Here is a 22,604-nt window from a genome sequence, read left to right as displayed (position 1 = left end):
CAATCGTACGCCGCCAGCCCTAGTCTACTTGTTATGGCACATCTGGCACAATGCCATGCGTTCTTCCGCGTTATTCACAAAGAAATAACGCACATCCGCCGCATGGGGATTGTGGCATGATATGCACGACATGTCCCGCCCCGAGGCTGACGCAGAGGGGTCTTTCCTGCCGCTTACCGGGTGCCCCTCTCCCGACGGTGTCCTCAGGATATGGGGCCTCCTGGCAACGGCCTCATGGCAGGAAAGACAGAGCGTGTTGATCGGCATCCGCAACTGGGCCCGGTTGGCGCTGCCGTGGGGATCATGACATACCTCGCACATGCCGCCGGCAATGGGGCCGTGAACGTATTTCCGCTTGGCGAAATCCGTTGACTTGTCCTCGTGACACTCGACGCAGAGCGCACTGTCGCGCTTGGGCACCGAATATTTCGGGGATGCCTTTTCCTTGTGACAATAGACGCAGGAGTAAGTCCCGGCCGGGCCATGGACAAACGCCACCTTGAGCATGCCGCGATGGCAGCCGAAACAGGGGTTTTCCCGCTCCTGGGTGCTCAGAAGCTGGGCCGGGCTCGGCGCCATGTTGTGGCAACCGGCACACCTGCTCTCCGTATCGGCCACATGGAAGGCAAACGGCTTGAACTCGGGCGGCACCGTCGCACCATCCTGCCAGGAGCGTAATAGACGGTCGCAACGGTGGTCTCGACCCGCTCTTTGCCGGCATACGCCTCAACGGAGACTTCGTTGCGGCCCTGATCCCAGAGGGGCTGCACGATGAGGAAATCCTGGAAGGCCTTGCGGTACTCGGGCGACGAGATAGCCAGCATATCGCCGACAACACCATTGACATTGATGCGGACAGCGGTGATTTCGGGATTGTTCAGCTTGAGAACCAGATGATCCGATCGGCCGACCCAGGTATTGGGCGTCGGCGCCACAAAGGCGATTGTGCCCGCCGTCGCCGGCGTGCCCAGCAGTATCACGGCACAGACGGCCAGCCATAGTCCTTTCCCCAGCATGTATCCTCCAGCCGCTACGGGTTGCTCACCGCGCGGAGCCTGTCGTAGGATTTCGGCTTGTGGCACCCCACAACGCAGGTGCCGCCGGTATCCGTCTTTGTGTATCGGATGGGTATGTCCCAACTGCCGAAGCCGGGAATCCGCTCTTTGACAAGCCGCTGCTGCGGCGCCGCATGGGCGTCGTGGCAGGTCTTGCACGAACGCCCCTTGTCGGGCTTGTTGATGTGCAGATAGTGCAGATTATAGTCACCGTTGCGGAAGCCGGTGAGGGTATCCGTGCGGCGGTCGTCGGCCATCTGGCGGGAGTGGCACGTGAAACAGAGGGCAAAGTCATTCTGCTCGTAGCTCAGGTACAGCGCCTCGGGATAGGCATTCCGCAGAAGCTTCGGGAAGGAGGACCCGTGCGGGTTATGACAGTCGCAGCACTCTCCCCGCGCCACGGGTTGGTGAATTGACCGGCCCGCTGCCATTTTTTCGTCATGGCACCGGAAACAAAGAGCCGCCCCGCTCCCGCGGAGAAGCCTCGGTGAGTCTGACTGATGGGGGTCGTGGCACTTCAGGCATTCGCCGGTGGTGACGGGCAGATGGCCATGGCGGAAGGAAAAGGCAGCGGCATCGTGGCAACCGAAGCAGAGCGCAGCACCGCGCGCCTTGAGAAGTGACGGATTGGCCGACTGGTGAGGGTCATGGCAGGAGAGGCACTCTCCTCCGCCAACCGGGGGATGAACCACCTTCTTCGATGCCATGCTTTCATGGCAGATCTGGCAGAGGGCAGCACCTTTCGCCACAGGCCGGAACGCCCCCTGCTGCTTGGGGTGGACCGCCGCACCGACGGGATTGTGACAGGCGATGCAATCATCGGAGGCCACCGGCCCATGCACTACGCCATCGCGGGCCTTGCTCCTGTGACAACGCGTGGCGCATCCGTCAGGGATGCCGGGGATAGGCGCCGACCAAAGGGAAGTGGCTGACATAACGAGGGAAACAGCCAGAAGGCGACAAACACTGCCGGCCAACAGCGCTTTCATGGCGGAACGCACGAACTTCGGCGCCCGTATGGGCGCCGAAGCGATGAGGGTATGTCGGGAAAAATTGTCAGGCATGCCCTGCAAGCAATGCAAGAGCACTGCCAACGGAAGGCCTACCCTCCTCCGTAACTGTGGAGACCGGAGAGAAGGAGGTTCACGCCGAGGTAGCAGAAGATGGTGGCCGCGAATCCCACAATGGAAAGGATGGCGGCGCGCTTTCCGACCCACCCGCGGGTAAAGCGGGCATGCAGGAATGCGGCATACACGAACCAGACGATCAGCGACCAGGTTTCCTTCGGGTCCCAGCTCCAGTAGGTGCCCCAGGCGTAGTTGGCCCATGCCGCGCCGGTGATGATGCCGAGCGTGAGCAGCGGGAACCCGATCATGATCGCCTTGTAGTTGAGATCATCCAGGATCTTCGTGGGCGGGAACATGGAGATGATTCCGCCGGCCTGCGCCGACTGGGACGAATCCTCCTTCCCCGCCTTGATCAGATACATGATGGAGATGCCGCAGGCAACGGCAAAGGCGGCATAGCCCAGGAAGCAGGTGACGACGTGATAGAGCAGCCAGTTGCTCTGGAGCGCAGGAACAAGGGGCTCGATGCCGCTGTTGAGCGTCAACTGGGCCCATGCCATGCCGAGGAGCGCAAAGGGCATGACGAACGCGCCCACGACCCGGTACTTGTACTTCAGGTCAATGATGCCGAAGATGAGAACGATGGTCCAGGCAAAGAAAACCACCGACTCGTAGAGGTTCGACAGGGGAGCGTGGCCGTGCCCGATGTCATAGGACTCTTTCCAGCGGAGCAAAATGGCGGCCGTGTGGACGAAGAAGCCAAAATAGGAAATGAGACTTCCCGCCATCCCCACATGACGGTTCCTGCTCGCCAGGAAGGCAAAAAAGGCGAGCATGGAGACCAGATAGGAGAACGTCGTGATGTTGAACAGCATGGAACTGGTCATTGGTCAATCCTCCACCCGTACTTACAGAGTTTTCAGTTTTTCGACAAGGGCGTCGAAGGCGAGTTGGAATCCCGGCTGGTTCTTGTTGGCGGTGCCGCCGAGGGTCACATGCCCCTTGCGAACCCGTATCCAGATCCGCTTGTGGGACATGAAGAACGCCATGCAGCAGCCAACCACCATCAGGGTGCACCCCAGCCACACCACCCAGACGCCCGGGTCTTTGGCAACCTGAAGTCCGGTGAACATCTTGAGATCGGCCCCTTCGTAGGTGAAGATAAGGTCCGCTCCACGCTGGACGTCGAATTCCGGATAGTTCTGGAACACGATGAACGCCTGGGGTTCGCCGCTCTTGGGCTCAACGGCGACCCTCACCGCCGGTCCCCGGAACTGGGGAATGAAGCGTCCGATCTCGTCAGTGCCCTCCAGGAGCTGGACTGCGGAACCGTCGGGCAGAACCTTCCGCTCTCCCATGGATAGCGAAACCCGCACGGGAGCCCCCCCCTTGCGCTCGCGCACGGTGAGGTGATAGAGGCCGCCCTCATCCGCAGGACCGTAGCTCGACTGGTAGAACGTAATTCCCTTGTAGGTCAGCGGATCGTTCACGATGACCGGACGCTTGTCGATGACCACCTTGCCGCCGTCGATGACGGTGAGGAGGCTCTTGAACTCCTTGGGGGCGCCGGTGTCGTAAAACGAAACTGAAAAATCCTCGCACTTGACCGTAAAGCCGAGATCGATCGGCACGCCCTTGCGAGACATGACCGTGGAGGTTCCCGAGCCTTCAACGATGTTCACATAGGCCTTGTAGCCGAAAAACGATCCGAGCAGGGCGCCGATGAAGATGATGACGATGCTCAGGTGCACCACATAAACACCCAGCCTGCTGTACGGCGACTTCTGGGCGAAGAGATGGAACTCTCCATCCCGCTCGGTCACCACCGGCTCGGCAAATTCGCCCTTGAGGAACGTCTTCATCTTCTCGTTGAGGGCAGCCGCATCACCCTCTTTCTTGAAATCATGGGTAAGCGTCAGGGTCCGCTCAAAGCCCTCGTCCATGACGAGCGTAGGCTCGGAGATGGTTTTCCATACCCGGGGCAGCCGCTTGATGGAGCAGGCAACGATGTTGACCGTGAACAGATAGAGCAGCAGGATGAACCACCAGGAGTGGTACATGTCGAAAAAGCCGAGGGTCGAGTAGACCTTGAACTTCATGCCTCCCGTGCCGCCTATGGCTGCGAGATACTCAGGGGGAAGCGGGTTCTGCTGCGGAATGATCGTACCGATGATGGACGTTGCCGCCAGGAGAATGAGAAGGAAAATAGCCAACTTGAGGGAACAGAAAAAATCCCACAGTGCCTGCAAGAAGCCGCGATCGCTGGTTGTCAAGGTAACGCTCCCGCAATGTTTAGGATTATGGTCGTCAATGCCAGACCCCCGACCAGGGCAGAGACGATTATAAACAAAAATATCCGGAAAAAACAAACAGTTAATTTAATTTAATTATTTTCTCGGTCAAGAAAAAGGGATAACAGTAAATCCCTGTTATCCCTTTGGTACATCACAAAGAAGCAAGATCAAGCAATCATTACTTCTTGTGGCACTCGCCGCACTTGGTCGGCCCCTGCTTCATTTCTTCGTGGCAGCCTTTGCACCCCTTGCCGTGGGCCATCTCTTTGCCGAAGCCCTCGATCTTGCCCGGGCCCTTCTCGTGGCACTTCTTACAGTCGGGGATAACCTTCTGGTGGGCCTTGTGCGGGAACTTCACATCACCGTTCTTGGCCTTGAGGACGATGTCGTCGGCGGCAAAGGCGAGGCCGGCGCAGAATACGGACAGCGCGAGAGAAGCAATAACCTTTTTCATGTGATTCTTACCCCTTTCTAACAGGTTGATGAAAATCGCAATTTGTTATACAGCAGATGCAGATTTTGTCAAGCGGAAAGCTGCTGGGCCCGCTGCCAAACCCGCATAATTACAGCAAGTTAATATTCCTCTACATCCGGCCCAACCGAGCCTGGAGATCCCGGTCCCTGGCCTCCACCTCTTCCGCCATGGCCGCCTTGTATTCCACCAGCTTGCGGGCCATGGCGGCATCGCCGAGGGCCAGGATCTGCACCGCGAACAGACCGGCATTCTTGGCTCCTGCCTTGCCGATGGCCATGGTGGCCACCGGAATCCCGCCCGGCATCTGCACCATGGAGTACAGGGCGTCGACGCCGTTGAGCGCCCCTCCCGGCATTGGCACCGCAATAACCGGAAGGATGGTCTCGGCGGCGAGGACCCCCGCAAGGTGGGCAGCCACGCCGCGCCGGCAATGATTGCCTTCACGCCGCGCGCGGCCGCGGCCGAGGCGAGACCCGCCGCTTTTTTCGGCGAACGGTGGGCTGACGCCACCCGCATTTCCCAGGTCACGCCGAAGGCATCAAGGGCCTTTGCCGCTTCTTCCATGACGGGAACGTCCGAATCGCTCCCCATGATGATGAGCACCTGAGGGTTTTCCATCGCAACCTCCCCTGTCAACGCGTGAGCGCCTTGGCGCCGATGTCTGTGCGGTAGTGGACGCCGTCCCACGAAATTGCCTGGACCCCCCGGTAGGCGCGATCAATGGCCTCGCCCACCGTGGCGCCGAGGGCGGTAACCCCCAGCACCCGCCCCCCGCTGGTGACGATACGGCCGTCTTTCCGGGATGTGCCGGCGTGGAACACGAACAGATCCTCCATGCGGGCCGCATCCTCCAGCCCCCGGATCTCGTCTCCCTTCCGGTAATCGGCGGGATATCCCCCGGCGGCCATGACGACACAAACGGCGGCCTTGTCGTGCCATTCGAGCTCAATGCCCGACAGGTCACCCCGGGCAACCGCCAGGAGCACGGGCACGATATCCGACTTCATCCGCATGAGCAGCGGCTGGCACTCGGGGTCGCCGAAACGGGCGTTGAATTCGAGGGTTTTCACCTGATCGCCGTTGATCATGAGCCCGGCATACAGCACTCCGCGATAGGGGCGCCCCTCGGCAGCCATGCCGTCCACGGTCCGGCGCATCACCTCTGCCATGACCTTGTCATGGATGGCCGGGGTAACCACCGGCGCGGGAGAATAGGCGCCCATGCCGCCGGTATTGGGCCCCGTGTCGCCGTCGAAGACCGCCTTGTGATCCTGGGCGCTGGCCAGGGGGATGATGTTCTTGCCGTCGGTGAAGGCGAGAAACGATGCCTCCTCCCCGGTGAGAAACTCCTCGATGACCACCCGCGAACCGGCATCGCCGAAGGCGTTGCCCGACAGCATGTCCGTCACGGCGCCAACGGCTTCCTCACGGGTATGGGCGATGATGACCCCCTTGCCCGCGGCCAGCCCGTCCGCCTTGACGACGATGGGCACCCCTACCCGGTCGATGAAGGCCACGGCCGGCTCCACCTCGGTAAAGACGTCATAGGCGGCGGTGGGTACCTGATACTTGTTCATCAGGTCTTTCGAAAACGCCTTGCTCGCTTCGATGATGGCGGCATTCCGGCGGGCGCCGAAGATCAGCAGCCCCTTTTCCTCGAACCGGTCAACGATGCCGAGGGAAAGAGGCAGTTCCGGCCCCACCACGGTGAGGTCGATGGCCTGCTCCGTCGCAAACGCGGCGAGCCCGTCCAGGTCGTCCACCGCCAGGGGAACGTTCTCGGCGATAAGGCCGATGCCGGGGTTTCCCGGCGCGCAGTACACCTTGCCGACAAGGGGCGACTGGGCGATTTTCCAGACCAGGGCATGCTCCCGCCCGCCGCCTCCGATTACCAATACCTTCATGGGTTCCTCCCCGTGATCGTTCCGTGTCTCAGTGCCTGAAATGCCGCATGCCGGTGAATACCATCGCCATGCCGTGCTCGTCGGCGGCGGCGATCACCTCGGCGTCGCGCATGCTGCCGCCCGGCTGGATCACCGCGGTGATGCCCACGGCAGCCGCGTTGTCGATGCCGTCGCGGAAGGGGAAAAAGGCGTCGGACGCCATGACGGCCCCCTTCACCTCGAGCCCCGCGTGCTCGGCCTTGATGGCGGCGATGCGGGCGGAGTTGACCCGGCTCATCTGGCCGGCCCCCACGCCGATGGTCATATTGCCCTTGCCGTAGACAATGGCGTTGGACTTGACGAACTTGGCCACGCGCCAGGCAAAGAGCAGGTCCTTCATCTCCTGCTCGGTGGGCTGCCGCGTGGTCACGACCTTCAGCTCGGCGTACAGGTCGAGATCGGTGTCCTGCACCAGGATGCCGCCGTTCACCCGCTTCAGATCGAGGCGCGGCTGCGGCTTCTCCGGCCAGGTGCCGCACTCCAGGAGCCGCACGTTCTTCTTGGCGGCAACCACTTCCGTGGCCTCCGGCGATACGGCGGGAGCGATGATGACCTCCACGAACTGGCGGTCGCAGATTGCCCGCGCCGTGTCGGCGTCCAGTTCCCGGTTAAAGGCGATGATGCCCCCGAAGGCCGATTCGGGGTCGGTGGCATAGGCCCGGTCGTAGGCCTCCAGCAGCGTCCCGCCCACGGCCACGCCGCAGGGGTTGGCATGCTTCACGATGACGCAGGCGGGGCCTTCGGCGAACTGCTTCACGCACTCCAGGGCAGCGTCGGTATCGGCGATGTTGTTGTAGGAAAGCTCCTTGCCCTGGAGTTGGCGGGCAGTGGCAACGGACGCCTCCTTCACCTGGCGCTCCACATAGAAGGCGGCACCCTGGTGGGGGTTCTCGCCGTAGCGCATCTCCTGGGCCTTTCTGAACTGAAGCGTGACGGTGTCGGGATAGGTGGCGATCCCTTCGCCGGTCCGGGCGCCGAGCCAGTTGGAAATGGCGCCGTCATAGGCTGCGGTGTGCTGGTAGACTTTCACCGCCAGGCGGAAGTTGGTCTCCCGGGACACGGCGCCGCCGGATGCCTTCATCTCATCGAGAACCGGCTGGTAGTCCGCCGGGTCCACGAGCACGGTCACGTCGGCGTTGTTCTTGGCCGCGGAGCGGAGCATGGTGGGACCGCCGATATCGATGTTCTCGATGGCATCTTCCAGGGTGCAGTCGGGCTTGGCCACGGTGGCCTCGAAGGGGTAGAGGTTCACCACCACCAGGTCGATGGGCTCGATGCCGTGCGCCTTCATGGTTGCCACATGGTCTGGGTTGGAGCGCATTCCCAGAAGGCCCCCGTGGACCTTGGGGTGAAGCGTCTTGACCCGGCCGTCGAGCATCTCCGGGAAACCGGTAAAATCGGAAACGTCCTTGACCGCGAGTCCCGCGTCGCGGAGAAGCTTTGCGGTACCGCCGGTGGAGAGGATCTCCACGCCGTAGCCGGCCAGTTCCCGGGCGAAATCGAGGATGCCGGTCTTGTCCGAGACGCTGATGAGCGCACGTGTTATCTTTGCCATGGTTTACCCCTTTGACATGAGCTGAGATCACCACGAGCTCCGTGGCGGATGTTAGCGAGACGGGAAGTCGATGTGCTTCAGAAAGTGTTTCTCAAAGGCAGGCGTACCCGAGAGGGGAATCACCCGGAGCGCCCGGGCCAGTCGATCAACGGCCTCGAACCCCTCCGGGGCGGTCAGTGCCTTTTCGACACCGGCCAGGGCACCCTCCCGGACGAAACGGGTCGTTTGTACCATCTTTTCCGTGAAAATTCCAATGAATTTTAGGCTCCGGGGTGAGAGAACCGCGCCGAAAGAGCCGGTCAGGACAACCTCTTCAATATCCTCACACCGGATGTGGGCCCGTTCGCACAGGACCTCCATGCCGGCGCGGATTGCCCCCTTGGCGAGCTGCACCTGGCGGATATCCTCCTGGGAGAGATAGATGGTCCGCGCCGCATCCCGATGAAGGATGAGCGCGGGCTCCCCGCCCACCGTTCCCATGCGGGCGCCGACGGGTGACGCGATCTCTTCCGGCGGCAGAAGGCGGCCGGTGGAGTCCAGAAGCCCCTCTTCCAGCAGGAGCGCAACCGTGTCCAGCACCGCAGAACCGCAGACACCGAGGGGCTGGCCGCCTCCGATCGTCGTGACGCGCACGCGGTCTCCATCCCGGACGATGCCGTTCACGGCCCCCGGCAGGGCAGCCATGCCGCAGGCGAGCCCTCCCCCCTCGAAGGCGGGACCGGCGGCGGCCGATGTGCCCAGCAGCACATCACCGCACTGGAGAACCATCTCGCCATTGGTTCCCATGTCCAGAAACAGACGGGGAGCAGGGCACGGGGCACACACATCGGGAACACCGAACAGGAAGGCTACCGTGTCGCCGCCCACAAAGCCGCCCGGCAGCGGGAAGAGCGCGACCCGGCCGGACAGGTCCCACCCCAGGTCTGTCGCGGGAATATTCGTGGAGGTCGAGAACAGCGGACGGTAGGGGGGGTATGCCAACCGGACCACGGGGAGCCCGAGCAGGAGGTGTTCCATGGCAGGGTTGCCGGCCACGGCCACCATGCGCAGGCGATCCCGTGCCTCGCCGGCGCTGTCGAGCAGACGGACCGCGAGGCGGTACAACTCCTCCCTGACCAACGCGGCCATGCGTTGCAGCGACTCACCGGAACGACAGGCGGCATCGAGCCGCGAGACCACGTCGGCGCCGAATTCCCGCTGGGGGTTCAGGGACCCGGCGGACGCCAGCCTTTCTCCGGAGGACAGATCGACCAGCGAAGCGGCAAGGGTGGTGGTGCCCAGGTCAACGGCAATGCCGAGGCCTGGATCAACGTTGGAGTCAGACGATGTCAACGGCGCACTCCCCGGCGGGAGGACCTCCCCCACCTCCAGGGCAAACAGCCCCCGGTCGCCGGCCGCAGCGAGGAACCGGCCGGCGGAGGACGGAGCCAGGGACAGGAGAAGCCCCCCCGATGTCTGGGGATCGAAGAGGGGAAGAAGCCGGTCGTCGTCGCTGCGGGGCGCGCCGACAAAGGGTGCATAGTGATCCCTGTTGCGATAGCAGCCGGCCGGCACGAGCCCGTCGGCCACCAGGCCCATGACGCCGTCCAGCACCGGCACCTGTTCCAGGTGAAGACGCAGGGTCACCCCTGCCCCCCGAGCCATCTCGCAGGCGTGTCCGACCAGGCCGAAACCGGTCACGTCGGTACAGGCGGAGGCCCCGCTCTCGAGCATGAGTCCCGCGGCTTCGGCGTTCAGCGTGGTCATCCAGCGGACGGCTTCGGCCGTGAGCGCAGCCGGTGCCATGTCGGCCTTGATCGCCGTCGAGACGATGCCGGTGCCGAGCGGCTTGGTGAGCACCAGCCGGTCCCCGGCACGTGCAGTGGCATTGCGCACCACGCGCGACGGACTGATGAGTCCGGTCACGGCCAGGCCGTACTTGAGCTCGTCGTCCTCCACCGTATGGCCGCCCACGAGACAGGCCCCCGCCTCGCGCAGGGCGTCGTGCCCGCCGGCCAGAATGGCGGAAAGGACCGACCCCGGCAGCGCGCACGCCGGGAAGAAGACGAGGTTCATGGCCGTGACCGGCCGCCCGCCCATGGCGAAGACATCCGACAGGGCATTGGCCGCCGCGATCCGGCCGAAGGTGTAGGGATCATCCACCAGTGGGGTGATGATGTCCACCGTCTCCACCAGGGCGAGCCCCTCCCCTATCCGGTACACCCCCGCGTCGTCGGCGGTTTCCGGCCCCACCAGCAGATTCGGATCGTCTTCCCGAACCATGCCGCTCAGCGCTTGTTCCAGGCCCGCCGGGCCCAGCTTTGCCGCTCAGCCGGCTGCTTTGACGAGCGATGTCAGCTTGATGCCTTCGGTCATCGGAGGTTCCTTTCTCCTCACCTGTGCCTGATCGACGGGTTGAGGTAGATGCGCGGCACCCGCTTGCTGATGCCGCAGAAAATTTCGTAGGGGATGGTGCCGGCCCACTCGGCAAGCTCTTCGGCACGGACGCAGTTCCCCTCCCGGTCGCACCCCAGGAGCGTCACCTCGTCGCCAACGGTCACGCCGGAGATGTGGGTCACGTCGGCCATGATCCAGTCCATGCAGACGGTGCCCACGACCGGAGCGCGCCGGCCGCGCACGACAACCTCCGCGCGGTTGGTGAGGGAACGGCTGTAACCGTCGGCGTAGCCGACCGGAATACTGGCCACGAGTCGCCGGTCAGGGGCGGTGAAGCGGCGGGCGTAGCTGATGCTCGTGCCCGGCTCAACCCACTTGAGCAAGGCGATGGAACTGCGCAGGCGCATGATGGGCTTGAGCGCCATCTTTCCCTCGAAGTCGCCGGAAGGGAGCGCGCCATAGAGGACGATTCCGGGCCGGACGAGGTTGCAGAACGGCAGGTCCATGCCGAAGGCTGCCGCGCTGTTGGCGATATGGACATAGCGCGGCTCGAATCCCTCGTGGCGGGCCGCCGCGACAGCCGCGGCAAACCGGCCCGCCTGGAGATCGGAGTAGCGCCGGCCATCTTCGTCGAGTTCGTCGGCGGAGGCGAAGTGGGAGATGATCCCCTCCAGGTCCAGGTGCTTCAACTCCCGCAGGGCGCGAAAGAAGGCCTGCGCCTCCTCGTGGGGGATGCCGAGGCGCCCCATGCCGGTATCGATCTTCGCATGGACCTTGCCCGGCGATACAGGCGGCCGGCCGCATCGTCCAGAACCCGCGCCTGCTCCAGGCTGAACAGGGCCGTGGACAGGTTGAACCCCACGCACTTGCGTTCCTGGCCGGGATAAACCCCTCCCAGGATCAGGACGGGACGATCGATGCCGCTCTTGCGCAGTTGAATTCCCTCGGCCAGGAAGGCAACGCCGAAGGCGGTCACTCCCAGGGCCTCCAGCTCGCGGGCGATATCCATGAAGCCGTGGCCGTAGGCGTCGGCCTTGACTACCGCCAGGATGCCGCACCCCTGGGGAATCGTACGGGCGACGAGGTCGTAGTTGTGACGGAGGGCGGCGAGATCGACTTCAGCAATGGTGGGCCGGCTGTCCATGCCCCTTTAGGTACCACTTCTCTTCCCGGCTGTAAAGGATGAAAACCTGCGCCTTACCGCCCGGCAAATCCACGTTAATTCCGTTGACTTGTGGGGGATTATCGTTTAGCTTTGTTTACACACATAGTCTGCTGGGGGAGTTCCTGGGAACTGAGACGGGCCACGCCCGAACCCTTCGAACCTGATCCGGTTTATACCGGCGTAGGGAAGCGGCCAGAAACAATCATCCGTACGTCTTTTCTGGAACCGCGACTTTGCCGTCGCGGTTTTTTTTTGAGGAGATTTCCTGCCATGGCCTCTAACGGTCACACGCTTCGGCTCGTCGTCAACCGGGACAAGCACGACTCGGTCATCAGGGGGCTCTACCTGGTGACCGACCACGACGACAACCTCATCACGCGCGTTGAGGCGGCCATTGACGGCGGTGCCCGGGTGGTCCAGTACCGCAACAAGAATCTGGACCGGGAGGGCCGGTTCACCCTCGGCCTTGAGTTGCGGGAGCTGTGCCGCAGGCGGAGCATCCCCTTCATCGTGAACGACGACCTGGAGATGGCCGCAAGCCTCAAGGCCGACGGCCTCCACCTGGGCCAGGGGGACGGCGACCCCCGCGAAGCGCGGCGCGTTCTCGGCCCCGGCACGATCATCGGCGTGTCCACCCACACTCTGAGCGAAGCCCTGGAGGCCCAGGCGGCCGGGGTGGACTACATCGGCTTCGGCGCCATGTTCCCCTCCCGGAGCAAGGAGGTCGAGCACGTGGCCGGACCGGAGCTGCTTGCGGCCATCCGGAGCTCCATCAGCATCCCCATCGTCGCCATCGGCGGCATCACCCGCGATAACGGCGCCCGTGTCATCGACGCCGGTGCCGATGCCGTGGCAGTCATATCGGCGGTCCTGTCCCAGCCCGACCCGGCCCTGGCGGCCACCGAGCTAGCCCTGCTCTTCAACCGGCGCGCACCGTTTCCGCGCGGCTCCGTCCTTACCGTGGCCGGCAGCGATTCCGGGGGAGGCGCGGGCATCCAGGCAGATCTGAAAACCGTCACCCTGCTCGGGAGCTACGGTTCGTCGGTCATCACGGCCCTGACAGCCCAGAACACCCGGGGGGTCAGCGGCATCCACGGCGTACCACCGGCGTTCGTTGCCGACCAGCTCGATGCGGTCTTCTCCGACATTCCCGTGGATGTGGTCAAGACCGGCATGCTCTTCTCGGCGGAAACCATCGTCGCCATCGCCTCGAAGCTTGTCGAGTACCGGCGGCGAATGGTAGTGGTCGATCCCGTCATGGTGGCCAAGGGGGGGGCGAACCTGATCGACCGCGGAGCGGTAAGCGTGCTCAAGGAGCGGCTCTTTCCCCTCACCTACCTGGTTACCCCCAACATACCCGAGGCCGAGCGGCTCACCGGCGCAAGCATCTCCGACGAAGAATCGATGCGGGAGGCGGCCCGCCGCCTGCACCGGCTGGGGGCGCGCAACGTTCTCATCAAGGGCGGCCACCTGCTGGCCGGCGACTCGGTGGACATCCTCTTCGACGGGGCAGCCTTCCACCGCTTCGCCTCACCGCGAATCCTCTCGAAAAACACCCACGGCACCGGCTGTACCTTCTCCTCGGCCATTGCCGCCTATCTGGCCCAGGGCGACCCCTTGCGCGAAGCGATCGCCCGGGCCAAACGCTACATCACCGCTGCCATCCGCCTTGCCCAGCCCCTGGGACGCGGACACGGACCGGTCAACCATATCCTCGCCGCGGAGGACGTCAGGGACCGGTGATCGGGGACCGGCAGAAATCACCCGGATAACGACCAAGGAGTATCGACACATGGCTATGACGCAACTGGAATACGCCCGCAACGGTATCATCACCGACAAGATGAAAGAGGCCGCCCTGGCCGAAGGGGTATCGCCCGAATTCATCAGGGCGGGCATTGCCGACGGGACCATCATCATCTGCCACAACAACAAGCACCACAACGGCCGCCCCCTGGCCGTGGGCACAGGGCTGCGGACCAAGGTCAACGCGAACATCGGCACCTCCGCCGACGACACGGATATCACCAAGGAGCTTGAGAAGGCCCGGGTGGCGGTTCACCACGCGCCGACGCCATCATGGATCTTTCCACCGGCGGACCGGTGGACGAAATCCGCCGCGCGATCATCGCCGAGACCAATGCCTGCATCGGCAGCGTCCCCCTCTACCAGGCGGCCCTCGATGCGGTCAGAACCAAGAAAAAGGCCATCGTCGACATGACCGTGGACGATATCTTCGAGGGAATCATCAAGCATGCCGAGGACGGGGTCGACTTCATCACCGTCCACTGCGGCGTGACCCGCGCCACGGTCGAGCGCATGAAGAACGAGGGACGCATCATGGACGTGGTTTCCCGCGGCGGCGCCTTCACCGTTGAGTGGATGACCTACAACAACGCCGAAAACCCTCTCTTCGAGCACTTTGACCGGCTGCTCGACATCGTCAAGGCGTACGACATGACCCTGTCGCTGGGGGACGGCTTCCGCCCCGGCTGCCTCGCGGATGCCACTGACCGGGCCCAGATCCACGAGTTGATCCTTCTGGGCGAGCTGACCCAGCGGGCCCAGGACGTGGGGGTTCAGGTCATGATCGAAGGCCCCGGGCACGTGCCGCTCAACCAGATCGAAGCGAACATTCTCCTCCAGAAGCGGCTCTGCCACGGCGCTCCCTTCTACGTCCTCGGGCCCCTGGTAACCGATATCGCTCCGGGCTACGACCACATCACCTGCGCCATTGGCGGCGCCATCGCCGCAGCGGCCGGGGCCGACTTCCTCTGCTACGTGACGCCGAGCGAGCATCTGCGACTGCCGAGCGTGGAAGACGTCCGCGAGGGGGTCATCGCCTCCCGCATCGCCGCCCATGCCGCCGATATCGCCAAAGGGGTCAAGGGGGCCATGGCCAAGGACATCGCCATGGCCAAATGCCGCAAGAAATTGGACTGGGAAGGGCAATTCGAACAGGCCCTCGACCCGGAAAAAGCCCGGCGCATGCGCGCCGAGTCGGGCGTGGCCGAGCACGGCGCCTGCACCATGTGCGGCGAGTTCTGTGCCTACAAGGTGATGGACGACGCCATGGAAAAGCAGCGGACGGCAACCCGCTAGCGGCAGGGATTACATATTGACACCTGCCCGGCATTCGGGTAAATACAGGTATCGCCACAACGCATTTACGACACTTTTTCTGAAATCCTGTGGCCGAGCATACAATTCAGTCTCGCAATTCAGCAAAGTTACATGAAGTATTGCATGCCACCGTAGCTCAGTCGGTAGAGCAGCTGATTCGTAATCAGCAGGTCGTCCGTTCAAGTCGGATCGGTGGCTCCAGCATACACGATGGGGCTGCGGCACACGCCGCAGCCCCATTTGCGCTTTCCGGCCCGGGCTCGGCCAATGCCGATGCACCGCCCCGCCCAACTATTTTGCTGGAAATCGAGTAGCCGACATGCATAATTAGACAATCCTCACCACCCACAATCCAACCCATCCTCCGGCAGCACCAGATACGGACCATTCGTCTTCCTCCCTGGCGGGATGAATCTCTCCATGGGTGTCATTGACGGAAGCGAACCAGCTCGAAAGGAGACCCCCGTGCGTTTGGACAGATACATTCTCTTCGCGAGACAGGCCCTGGCGGCAACGGCAGGTAGTGCGATATTGCTGGCAGCACCCGTGCAGGCAGTGGTTCCGGCGGCCCCCCAGGACTACCTTGCGGTGGAGGCGCCCGAGGCCTCTCCGGCTGAACGGACCCTCGCCCCCCTCTTCTCCCCCTCGTTCCAGTACCGGGATATCACGGTTACCACCGAGGGAGACCGCCGTCTCGTGACCATCACCTCGGACCGGGGAATTACCAGCAGAAACGTGCGCAAGCTCAATGAAAGCCTGATCTCCCGGGGTATCAGCATCTACGGGGCCGCCTACTATGGCGACTTCGCGTGGGACCGGACCGTCCTTGACGCAGCAATCACCATTACGCGAAAGGTGGAAGGCGAACCGGATACCATTGAAATTTCCGACGGCACGATCCGGGACATCAAGACCAGCAAGCCGCTCGTTCCGCTAACGGTGGCGGTTTACGAACTCCACATCCCCGTGAGCAGCGATTTTGCCACCTCATGGAAAAGACAGCGGATCATTCCCGCCGTGGACATTCCCGCTCCTGAGCCGCGGACCGGCCGTTTCCCCGATTCCCGCGTGTTTCAGATCCGTGAGAATGAGCCCCTGCGGCGCAACGTGGTCTATGCGGTAAAGGGAGACCTGAGGGAGGTGGAACAGTTCTTCGACCGGAGGCTGAAAGAGATCCATCGGACCGTGATCGTGGCTGGGGATGTTGAGGGGGTGCCGACGCCCGCCGAGGTTTTCGGCATCAAGACGTCGGCCCAGATCATCGTTCTGTCCGGCTACTCCTACGTCAACAAGAGGCTCGTCTCAACCGAGGTGACCCTGCGCCGCGCCGGCGACCCCAACTTCTCGGACTACATCGAGATCGAGGTGGCGGAGACCTACCCAGACGAAGGTTATTCCCAGACAGCGGGGTCCTGGCGATAGTACGAACGCAATAATCCGTAGAGTTCCGGATGGCGGGCCTTCAACTCGCCGGGCATCTCGAAGAAACTCTCGGTCGCCACGGCGAAGAATTCCGCAGGGCTCTCGGCCCCATAGGGATCGAGAAAGCTCCAGCGGCCGGCTTCGTCGTCGTCAATGAGGCGCCGGTATTCCTGTTCCAGGATCTCACGCCAGGGTGACTGTTCGGGCTCATTGGGCAGAAAGCCGTCGTAATCGGTGAGCCGGTCCTGGTGGTCGAGCTGGTGGGCGAATTCGTGAAACACCACGTTGAACCCGTCATCGGGTGTTTGGGTGTCCAGCACCACATCCTTCCAGGACAAGACAACGGTCCCCAACTCCCATGACTCGCCCACCCGGGGCTCGGGCCCCTCGGTGACCACCCCTCCCTCGTCCCAGCGTTGCCGCTGGCCGACGTACTCGTCCGGATAGATGACGATCGACGAAAGGTGCGGGAAGTAATCACCGGGCCGATGGAGGATGAGCAGGCAGGCAAGGGCAGCAACGGTGACCCTTATCTCGTCGGTCATCCGGATGCCGCCGCAGCCTTCAAAGCTCTTTTCCTCCACGAACACCCGCACGTGCCGCAGCAACTCCTGCCGGTCGTCAGCGCACAGGCGACTGTAGAACGGCACATTGCGTTCAACGATTTCCAGCCACTGGGGGGGAAACTCGCCCCTGCGCAGCCTTTTTCTCCTCCACCATGCAAGCAGGCCCATTAACTCCGTTTCCACTCACGGAAACACGCTATCGCGTCACCGTTTGCAACGAGTTGCGCGCACCGAAGCGGGTTTCTTGCCGGAGTGGGTATGTTTCCGCTCCGGCGTTTCCAGCAGGGCAGCAAGCATAAGATCGACCCGATAGCCGGCCGTACGCGCCATCGCCTCCAGGCGCACCGCTTCGTGGGCAATCATCCTTGTGGTGCCGGCCCGCTCGCCCCTTTGCTTCGCAACGGCGGCATCCCGGTCTGCGAGGAACAGGATCCAGCCCACCAGCGTCTCGAACGGCTCCTGCACGAACCAGTCGACGCCTCCGCTTCGATGGACGCCAAGAAAACGGGCTGCCGCTCGGTCGGTAAAAAGTCTCGCCAGACAGCGGCGCAGGGCCTCTGCGGTATCGAGGCGCTCCAGTCCCAGGAGCACTTCGACCAGGAGGACCGCCCGATCCGCGCACAGCGCCTCATCGTCGCCGGTGCCGCATGCCGGGCGGAAGATGTCGGCCAGGGCTCGCCGCAGCCCCAGGGTCGCAAACCATTCGGCGGAACGGGCGCGGTAGCCGTCAGCGCCGGCGAGTCGTCCCGCTTCGCCGACAACCGCGAGGCTCCCGCGGATCAGCCGGCCCAGCAGAGCGTCCCCGGGGGCGGCACAGGTGCCGGGGTCATGCTCGTCCGCTTCTTCTAGCCTGGCTGCGGCCGGCTTCACTCCCAAGGCCAGCCGGGCCATGATCGTGTCAGCCACGTCCCCCATCTCGCCGGCCGCCCCTGTCTCCCGGGCAAGCTCCGTCAGGAACGCCATGAGCTTCTCACGGAACGCAGCCGTCGCCTTCCGGCGCGCCGCGGTCACCCTGCCGGCGGAGGCGAGAACGTCAAGCACCGCCGGCTCGTCCCAGAGGTCGGTGAAACGCGCCACAAGCGTCCCATGGCGGACAAGCTTGACCTCCTCGTCGATGCTCGGCACCCCCCCCCCGCCCAGCCGATGGCAGAGGTGGCCCCAGGTTCCGAAATCGTCATCACGGATCTCCCTGAAATCGAGGAACACGTGGAACTCGTACGGCTCCAGGGAAACGAACAGCCCCTCCCTGCAAAGCTCGCGACCGTTTCTCAGGTACTCGAGCCCTGTCGCGTGGTCGCGGAACGCGTAGTAGTGCCGACCATCGCCGTTCAAGCCGAGGACAGTCCCCAGGTCGGTCTGGACGGAGGTCGTGTCGCCCGTTTCGGGGTTGGCGACCTTGGCGCATGAACTCCTGATCCAGCCGGAAGTGGCGGCAAACCGGTTATGGAAGACAACGAGCGCCCGATCGTCTCCCCGGCGGTTGGAGTAGGCGAACACATCCTCGTTTACCGCTCCGTTCACGAAAAAGTCATAGAGCACGAAGTTGCCCGACCCGGAGAAAAGGGGGCGGCGGCGCATGAGCGGGAAGATCCACCGCTCGTGGCCGGACACCAAATGCTCGTCCACCGGTTCGTCCCAGTAGGCGCGCCGGTACTCCATGCCGTACTTCTCGTGGAATCCTTCGACCTGTCCGTGGCCGAGCATGGGAAGCCCCGGCATGGTGACCAGCAGCACCGCGGCACCGAAGTACTTTCCCTCCTTGCCGAACTGCTCTACGGCGGTCCGCTCGTCGGGGTTGTTCATGAAGTTCACGAACCGTTGGAGAATGCGGTGATCATAGGCCAGCACATTCTTGATGGTCTGGCGGTACTTGGCGTTCTCCTCCATCTTGAGCATGTTCATGAAGGCGCTGTTGTACACCCGATGCATGCCGAGGGTCCGGACGAAGTATCCCTCCATCAGCCAGAAGGCCTCGGCCAGCAGCAGGGTATCGGGCGCTTCGGCGGCAACCCGGTCCACCACCTGACGCCAGAACTCCTCGGGCATGGCGGCATCAAAAGCGGCCCTGGTCATGCCGTGCTCGGCCCGGGAGGGGACTCCGCTGTGACCCGGCTGGGGAAACCAGAGGCGCTGGTAGTGGCGCTTGGCCAGGGTCATGGCCGCGTCGAACCGGATAATGGGGAAGTTGTGGGCCACATGGAGAATGGTCCGGATCACCGCCTCGCGCACTTCCGGCTTGAGGTAGTCCAGTTGGGCCGTGTCGTTCCAGGGGGTGCTCGTGCCGTCGTTGCCGTGGTACATGTAGCGGGTGGCCCCGTCCCGATGGTCGTACAGCTTGAAGACGACGGCGGCGTCGGTGCGGTCCCAGTAACCGTCCTCGATGTGAACGCTCACCTCGGGCGAGCCGGAGAGATCGGGGCCGGTAAAGCGGTACGTGGGATATGGCGGGTAGTCGAGCTGGATGAACCAGTCGGGGTGCTCCACGATCCACTTGGAGTAGATGCCGGTGTGGTTGGGGACCATGTCGCTGGCAAGGCGGATGCCGCGGCGTAGCGCCCGTTCCTTCAGGTCGTGGAGCGCGTCCCATCCGCCCAGGTCGTCGGCGATCCGGTAATCGAACAGAGAGTACGCAGACGCGATGGCATCGACGTTGCCGGAGCGGTGCTTGATGGCGCGCGAGGCGCTGGAGCGCTCCCATATGCCGATGAGCCAGAGTCCCGTAATGCCCCAGCGGGCCAGCTTGTCGAGTTCCGCATCGGGAATCTGGTCCAGGCGGGTGATCTCGCGGTCGTACCAACGGGACAACTGCCCGAGCCACACGTAGACCATCTTTGCCATGAGGACCACGTTCGGCATCCAGTCCACGTCGGGGGAGAACCGCTCGGGCTCCGGATAGTGGTCGTCAGGACCGGCGAACCCGGCCCCGGGTCCGAATCTGAGAACCTGTGGAGGCCCGGCGCCTCCCCAGCGTGCGCGGGTTTCCTCCTCAAGGATGCCAAAGGCGATGGCCAACTCCTCCACGAGCTCGGTCGGCAGAAAGACCCCCCATTGCTCCCGGATAAATGACAGTTGCCCCGCCAGGGAGTCGGGCGCGGCCTTGAGGGGGGCACGCAGCAGTTCGGGAAGGGCCAGGCCGAGTCCCGGTACGGGCGGGAGCGTTCCGAGCGTGCCCTCGACCGACTCCATCACGCGTCGGTAGGGAGAAACGGCTGCCAGCTCGCCGTCGTCAAACAGGTGGCGGAAGGTATCGATCGCCCGGTTTTCCGACGCCACCCGCAGGAGCAGGAGCTCGGTCGCCACATGACGGCGCCGCTGCTCACGGTATGCGGCACCGCCCAGAAAGCGATCGGGGCTCTCTCCGTCAAGAAGTACCGCGGCAGGAGGGAAAAGCTCCACGAAACTCCGCTCAACCGCCGCGACAGCGTCTTCACCGCAGACGGCCCCGGCCGCTCCCAGTGACGACAGGAGCGCTCCCGGCAGCCCCTTTTCTTCGTAGAGGTCGACCATGCCGCGCAAGGCCCGGAGCAGAAGCGTATAGAGGTTAAGGGCTCCGGCTGAGACCTGGCGCCCCGCCACCTCGGGAACGGTATCAAGTCGCTCGGCAATCCGGCGCAGGAAAAGAATGCGCCCCCCTGACAGCGGAAGGCCCCTGGCTGCCGTTTCCAGGTCGAGGCGTTGCCACGCCCGGCCGGACATGTGCAGTTCAAAGGGAAAATAGGATTCTCTACGTTTCGGTCCGGTCATTACCACCTCGTGAAGCACCTTGTTGCTCTTCCTGCCGCTCAGGTCAAGCATTTCACATCATACATCCTATTCCCGCCGGTGTCACCTCCGGAGACTCCGAATCTGTGGTCACAAGCAGCTTGACTATTAATGCTGCGCACATTAATCTTTTGTTACCACGATATCCACAGCCACATAACAGCAACTCCGTCACGTAATCGGGAACCGCTGCCGTGCGCCTGAGCCTGCTCGCCAAATTAACGATTGCCACCAGCTTCGTGCTCCTCGTAACTATGGGGCTCTTTGCCTACATCAACGTGGAGCAGTTGGAAAAACTCCTCTTCGAAGAGGCGGTTTCCGATGCCGACAAGCTCAGCGAAACGATCATTCGCACCACCCACTACCACATGCTCGAAGACAACCGCGAGCGCGCCTACCAGATCATCAACGAGGTCGGGAGCCAGAAGGGGATCACCCAGCGGATCAGAATGATCAACAAATTCGGCCAGGTGACCCACTCCACGGATCAGAGGGAAATCGGCTACTTCCTGGACAAAAAGGCCGAGGCGTGCAACATGTGCCATTCGGGCCCCTCGCCCCTGGTCCATGCCACCACCATGAACCGCAGCCGCCTCTTCACCGACAGGGAAGGTAAACAGGTTCTCGGCCTGGCAAAGGCCATCTACAACGACGAGCGCTGCTTTACCGCCCCCTGCCACTACCACCCGAAGGAGGCGAAAGTCCTGGGGGTTCTCGACGTCATCGTCTCCCTCGACCCCATGCACCAGAAGGTCTATGCCTACCGCAACGAAATCATCGTTCTGACGGTGCTGCAGATCACGCTCATCGCCCTCTGCCTCACTTTTTTCACCCAGCGTCTCGTCAATCGGCCGGTGCGACAACTGGTCAGGCTTACCCAGCAGGTCGGCGAGGGGGATATGGACACGCGGGTGACGCTGTCGTCCCATGATGAGCTGGGTGAACTGGCCTCGGCCTTCAACTCCATGACCGTGAACCTCAAGAAGGTCCATGGCGAGCTCGAAGACTGGGGCAAAAACCTGGAGGTAAAGGTCGAGGAGCGGACCCAGGAGCTCAAGAGAATTCAGGCCCAGCTCGTCCATTCCGAAAAGCTTGCCTCACTGGGAGAGCTGGTGGCCGGCATTGCCCACGAAATCAACAACCCCCTGACCGGCATTCTGGTCTTTGCGTCACTCATGGCCAGCGACAAAAAGCTCGACCCGTCACTCAAGGCCGACCTGGACCTGATCGTCAAGGAGACCCAGCGCTGCGCCAAGATCGTCAAGGGCCTGCTTGATTTCTCGCGGGAGTCGATTCCGCAGAAAAGACCGTCGTCCGTCAACGCCATCATGGACGCCACCCTGACCCTGGTGGTCCATCAGTCATGCTTCCACGACATCACCGTGGTCAAGGAGTACAACCCGGACATACCTGAAATGCTCCTTGACCCCCACCAGATAGAGCAGGTGTTCATCAACCTCCTGCTGAACGCCTGCCACGCCATTGCCGGTTCAGGAGAGGTGCACATCAGGACAGGGCTCGATCATGTGAATGAGGAGGTCAGCGTGGAAATTGCCGACACGGGCTGCGGGATTCCCGATGAAATAATCAGCAAGATATTCGACCCCTTCTTTACCACCAAGGAAAACAAGGGGACGGGGCTGGGCCTCTCGGTTTCCTACGGAATCATCGAGGGGCATGGCGGCAGGATCGACGTGCAGAGCAGAGTAGGAATGGGGACCACCTTCACCATACGCCTCCCGCTTGTTCACGAGGCCCCCCTTGAGGCGGCAGCCGGCCCGCGGCAGGGAAACGCCTGACC

General features: G+C 63.0%; 12 protein-coding genes, 1 tRNA gene, 5 pseudogenes and 1 other annotated feature. Of the genes and pseudogenes, 5 read left to right on the top strand and 13 right to left on the bottom strand.

Annotated elements, in window-relative coordinates; genetic code table 11:
- Positions 1–24: 24 nt before the first annotated feature.
- The 11 genes and pseudogenes from A2G06_03220 to A2G06_03170 all read right to left on the bottom strand — a co-directional run bounded on the left by A2G06_03220 (position 25) and on the right by A2G06_03170 (position 11,909).
- Positions 25–1,016: pseudogene (locus tag A2G06_03220) on the bottom strand (cytochrome C).
- A gap of 14 nt (positions 1,017–1,030) precedes the next feature.
- Positions 1,031–2,044 carry a cytochrome C gene (locus tag A2G06_03215; protein ID ANA41582.1) on the bottom strand — a complete coding sequence of 338 codons (1,014 nt, stop codon included), beginning with the start codon at positions 2,042–2,044 and terminating at the stop codon, positions 1,031–1,033.
- A 113-nt stretch (positions 2,045–2,157) separates the two neighbouring features.
- On the bottom strand, positions 2,158–3,009 hold the full coding sequence (locus A2G06_03210) for a c-type cytochrome biogenesis protein CcsB (GenBank protein ID ANA39545.1): 852 nt from the start codon (positions 3,007–3,009) through the stop codon (positions 2,158–2,160).
- Between the two features lie 21 nt (positions 3,010–3,030).
- Positions 3,031–4,395: a cytochrome C biogenesis protein ResB gene (locus A2G06_03205; protein ANA39544.1), complete on the bottom strand. Its 1,365-nt coding sequence runs from the start codon at positions 4,393–4,395 to the stop codon at positions 3,031–3,033.
- Between the two features lie 199 nt (positions 4,396–4,594).
- Positions 4,595–4,870 carry a cytochrome C gene (locus tag A2G06_03200; GenBank protein ID ANA39543.1) on the bottom strand — a complete coding sequence of 92 codons (276 nt, stop codon included), beginning with the start codon at positions 4,868–4,870 and terminating at the stop codon, positions 4,595–4,597.
- Positions 4,871–5,000: 130 nt separating this feature from the next.
- Positions 5,001–5,509: pseudogene (locus A2G06_03195) on the bottom strand (phosphoribosylaminoimidazole carboxylase).
- Positions 5,510–5,523: 14 nt separating this feature from the next.
- Positions 5,524–6,795: a phosphoribosylamine--glycine ligase gene (locus A2G06_03190; protein ID ANA39542.1), complete on the bottom strand. Its 1,272-nt coding sequence runs from the start codon at positions 6,793–6,795 to the stop codon at positions 5,524–5,526.
- Positions 6,796–6,823: 28 nt separating this feature from the next.
- The gene (gene purH, locus A2G06_03185) at positions 6,824–8,389 is read right to left on the bottom strand and encodes a bifunctional phosphoribosylaminoimidazolecarboxamide formyltransferase/inosine monophosphate cyclohydrolase (GenBank protein ID ANA39541.1); all 1,566 of its coding nucleotides are present in this window, start codon (positions 8,387–8,389) and stop codon (positions 6,824–6,826) included.
- A gap of 51 nt (positions 8,390–8,440) precedes the next feature.
- Positions 8,441–9,721, bottom strand: a complete 1,281-nt coding sequence (locus tag A2G06_03180; GenBank protein ANA41581.1) for a hypothetical protein — start codon at positions 9,719–9,721, stop codon at positions 8,441–8,443.
- A pseudogene (locus A2G06_03175) lies at positions 9,719–10,744 on the bottom strand (selenophosphate synthetase). Before A2G06_03175 ends, A2G06_03180 begins: the two are co-directional and overlap by 3 nt.
- A 17-nt stretch (positions 10,745–10,761) precedes the next feature.
- A pseudogene (locus A2G06_03170) lies at positions 10,762–11,909 on the bottom strand (alanine racemase).
- A gap of 123 nt (positions 11,910–12,032) precedes the next feature.
- Positions 12,033–12,134 (top strand) — a binding site (TPP riboswitch).
- A 66-nt stretch (positions 12,135–12,200) separates the two neighbouring features.
- Here A2G06_03170 and A2G06_03165 point away from each other — a divergent pair.
- The 4 genes and pseudogenes from A2G06_03165 (at position 12,201) to A2G06_03150 (ending at position 16,475) form a co-directional block, all read left to right on the top strand.
- Positions 12,201–13,673, top strand: coding sequence for a phosphomethylpyrimidine kinase (locus A2G06_03165; GenBank protein ID ANA39540.1), 1,473 nt, complete (start codon positions 12,201–12,203; stop codon positions 13,671–13,673).
- Positions 13,674–13,722: 49 nt separating this feature from the next.
- Positions 13,723–15,032, top strand: a pseudogene (locus tag A2G06_03160) (phosphomethylpyrimidine synthase).
- A 146-nt stretch (positions 15,033–15,178) separates the two neighbouring features.
- Positions 15,179–15,254: transfer RNA gene (locus A2G06_03155), tRNA-Thr, on the top strand.
- Positions 15,255–15,518: 264 nt separating this feature from the next.
- On the top strand, positions 15,519–16,475 hold the full coding sequence (locus A2G06_03150; GenBank protein ANA39539.1) for a hypothetical protein: 957 nt from the start codon (positions 15,519–15,521) through the stop codon (positions 16,473–16,475).
- On the opposite strand, the gene A2G06_03145 is transcribed toward A2G06_03150, so the two are convergent.
- Positions 16,445–17,209, bottom strand: a complete 765-nt coding sequence (locus A2G06_03145; protein ID ANA39538.1) for a hypothetical protein — start codon at positions 17,207–17,209, stop codon at positions 16,445–16,447. The two genes, A2G06_03150 and A2G06_03145, sit on opposite strands and share 31 nt — an antisense overlap.
- A 36-nt stretch (positions 17,210–17,245) precedes the next feature.
- On the bottom strand, positions 17,246–20,785 hold the full coding sequence (locus tag A2G06_03140; GenBank protein ID ANA41580.1) for an alpha-amylase: 3,540 nt from the start codon (positions 20,783–20,785) through the stop codon (positions 17,246–17,248).
- Between the two features lie 212 nt (positions 20,786–20,997).
- Between A2G06_03140 and A2G06_03135 the strand changes: the two genes are divergently transcribed.
- Complete coding sequence (locus A2G06_03135) at positions 20,998–22,602, top strand: two-component sensor histidine kinase (protein ID ANA39537.1); 1,605 nt, start codon at positions 20,998–21,000, stop codon at positions 22,600–22,602.
- The last annotated feature ends 2 nt before the right edge of the window (positions 22,603–22,604 follow it).

It is taken from the genome of Geobacter anodireducens, assembly GCA_001628815.1.
Lineage (GTDB): Bacteria > Desulfobacterota > Desulfuromonadia > Geobacterales > Geobacteraceae > Geobacter > Geobacter anodireducens.
The sequence above is the reverse complement of the archived record's forward strand: the minus strand, read 5'-3'. Positions and strand labels throughout refer to the sequence as shown.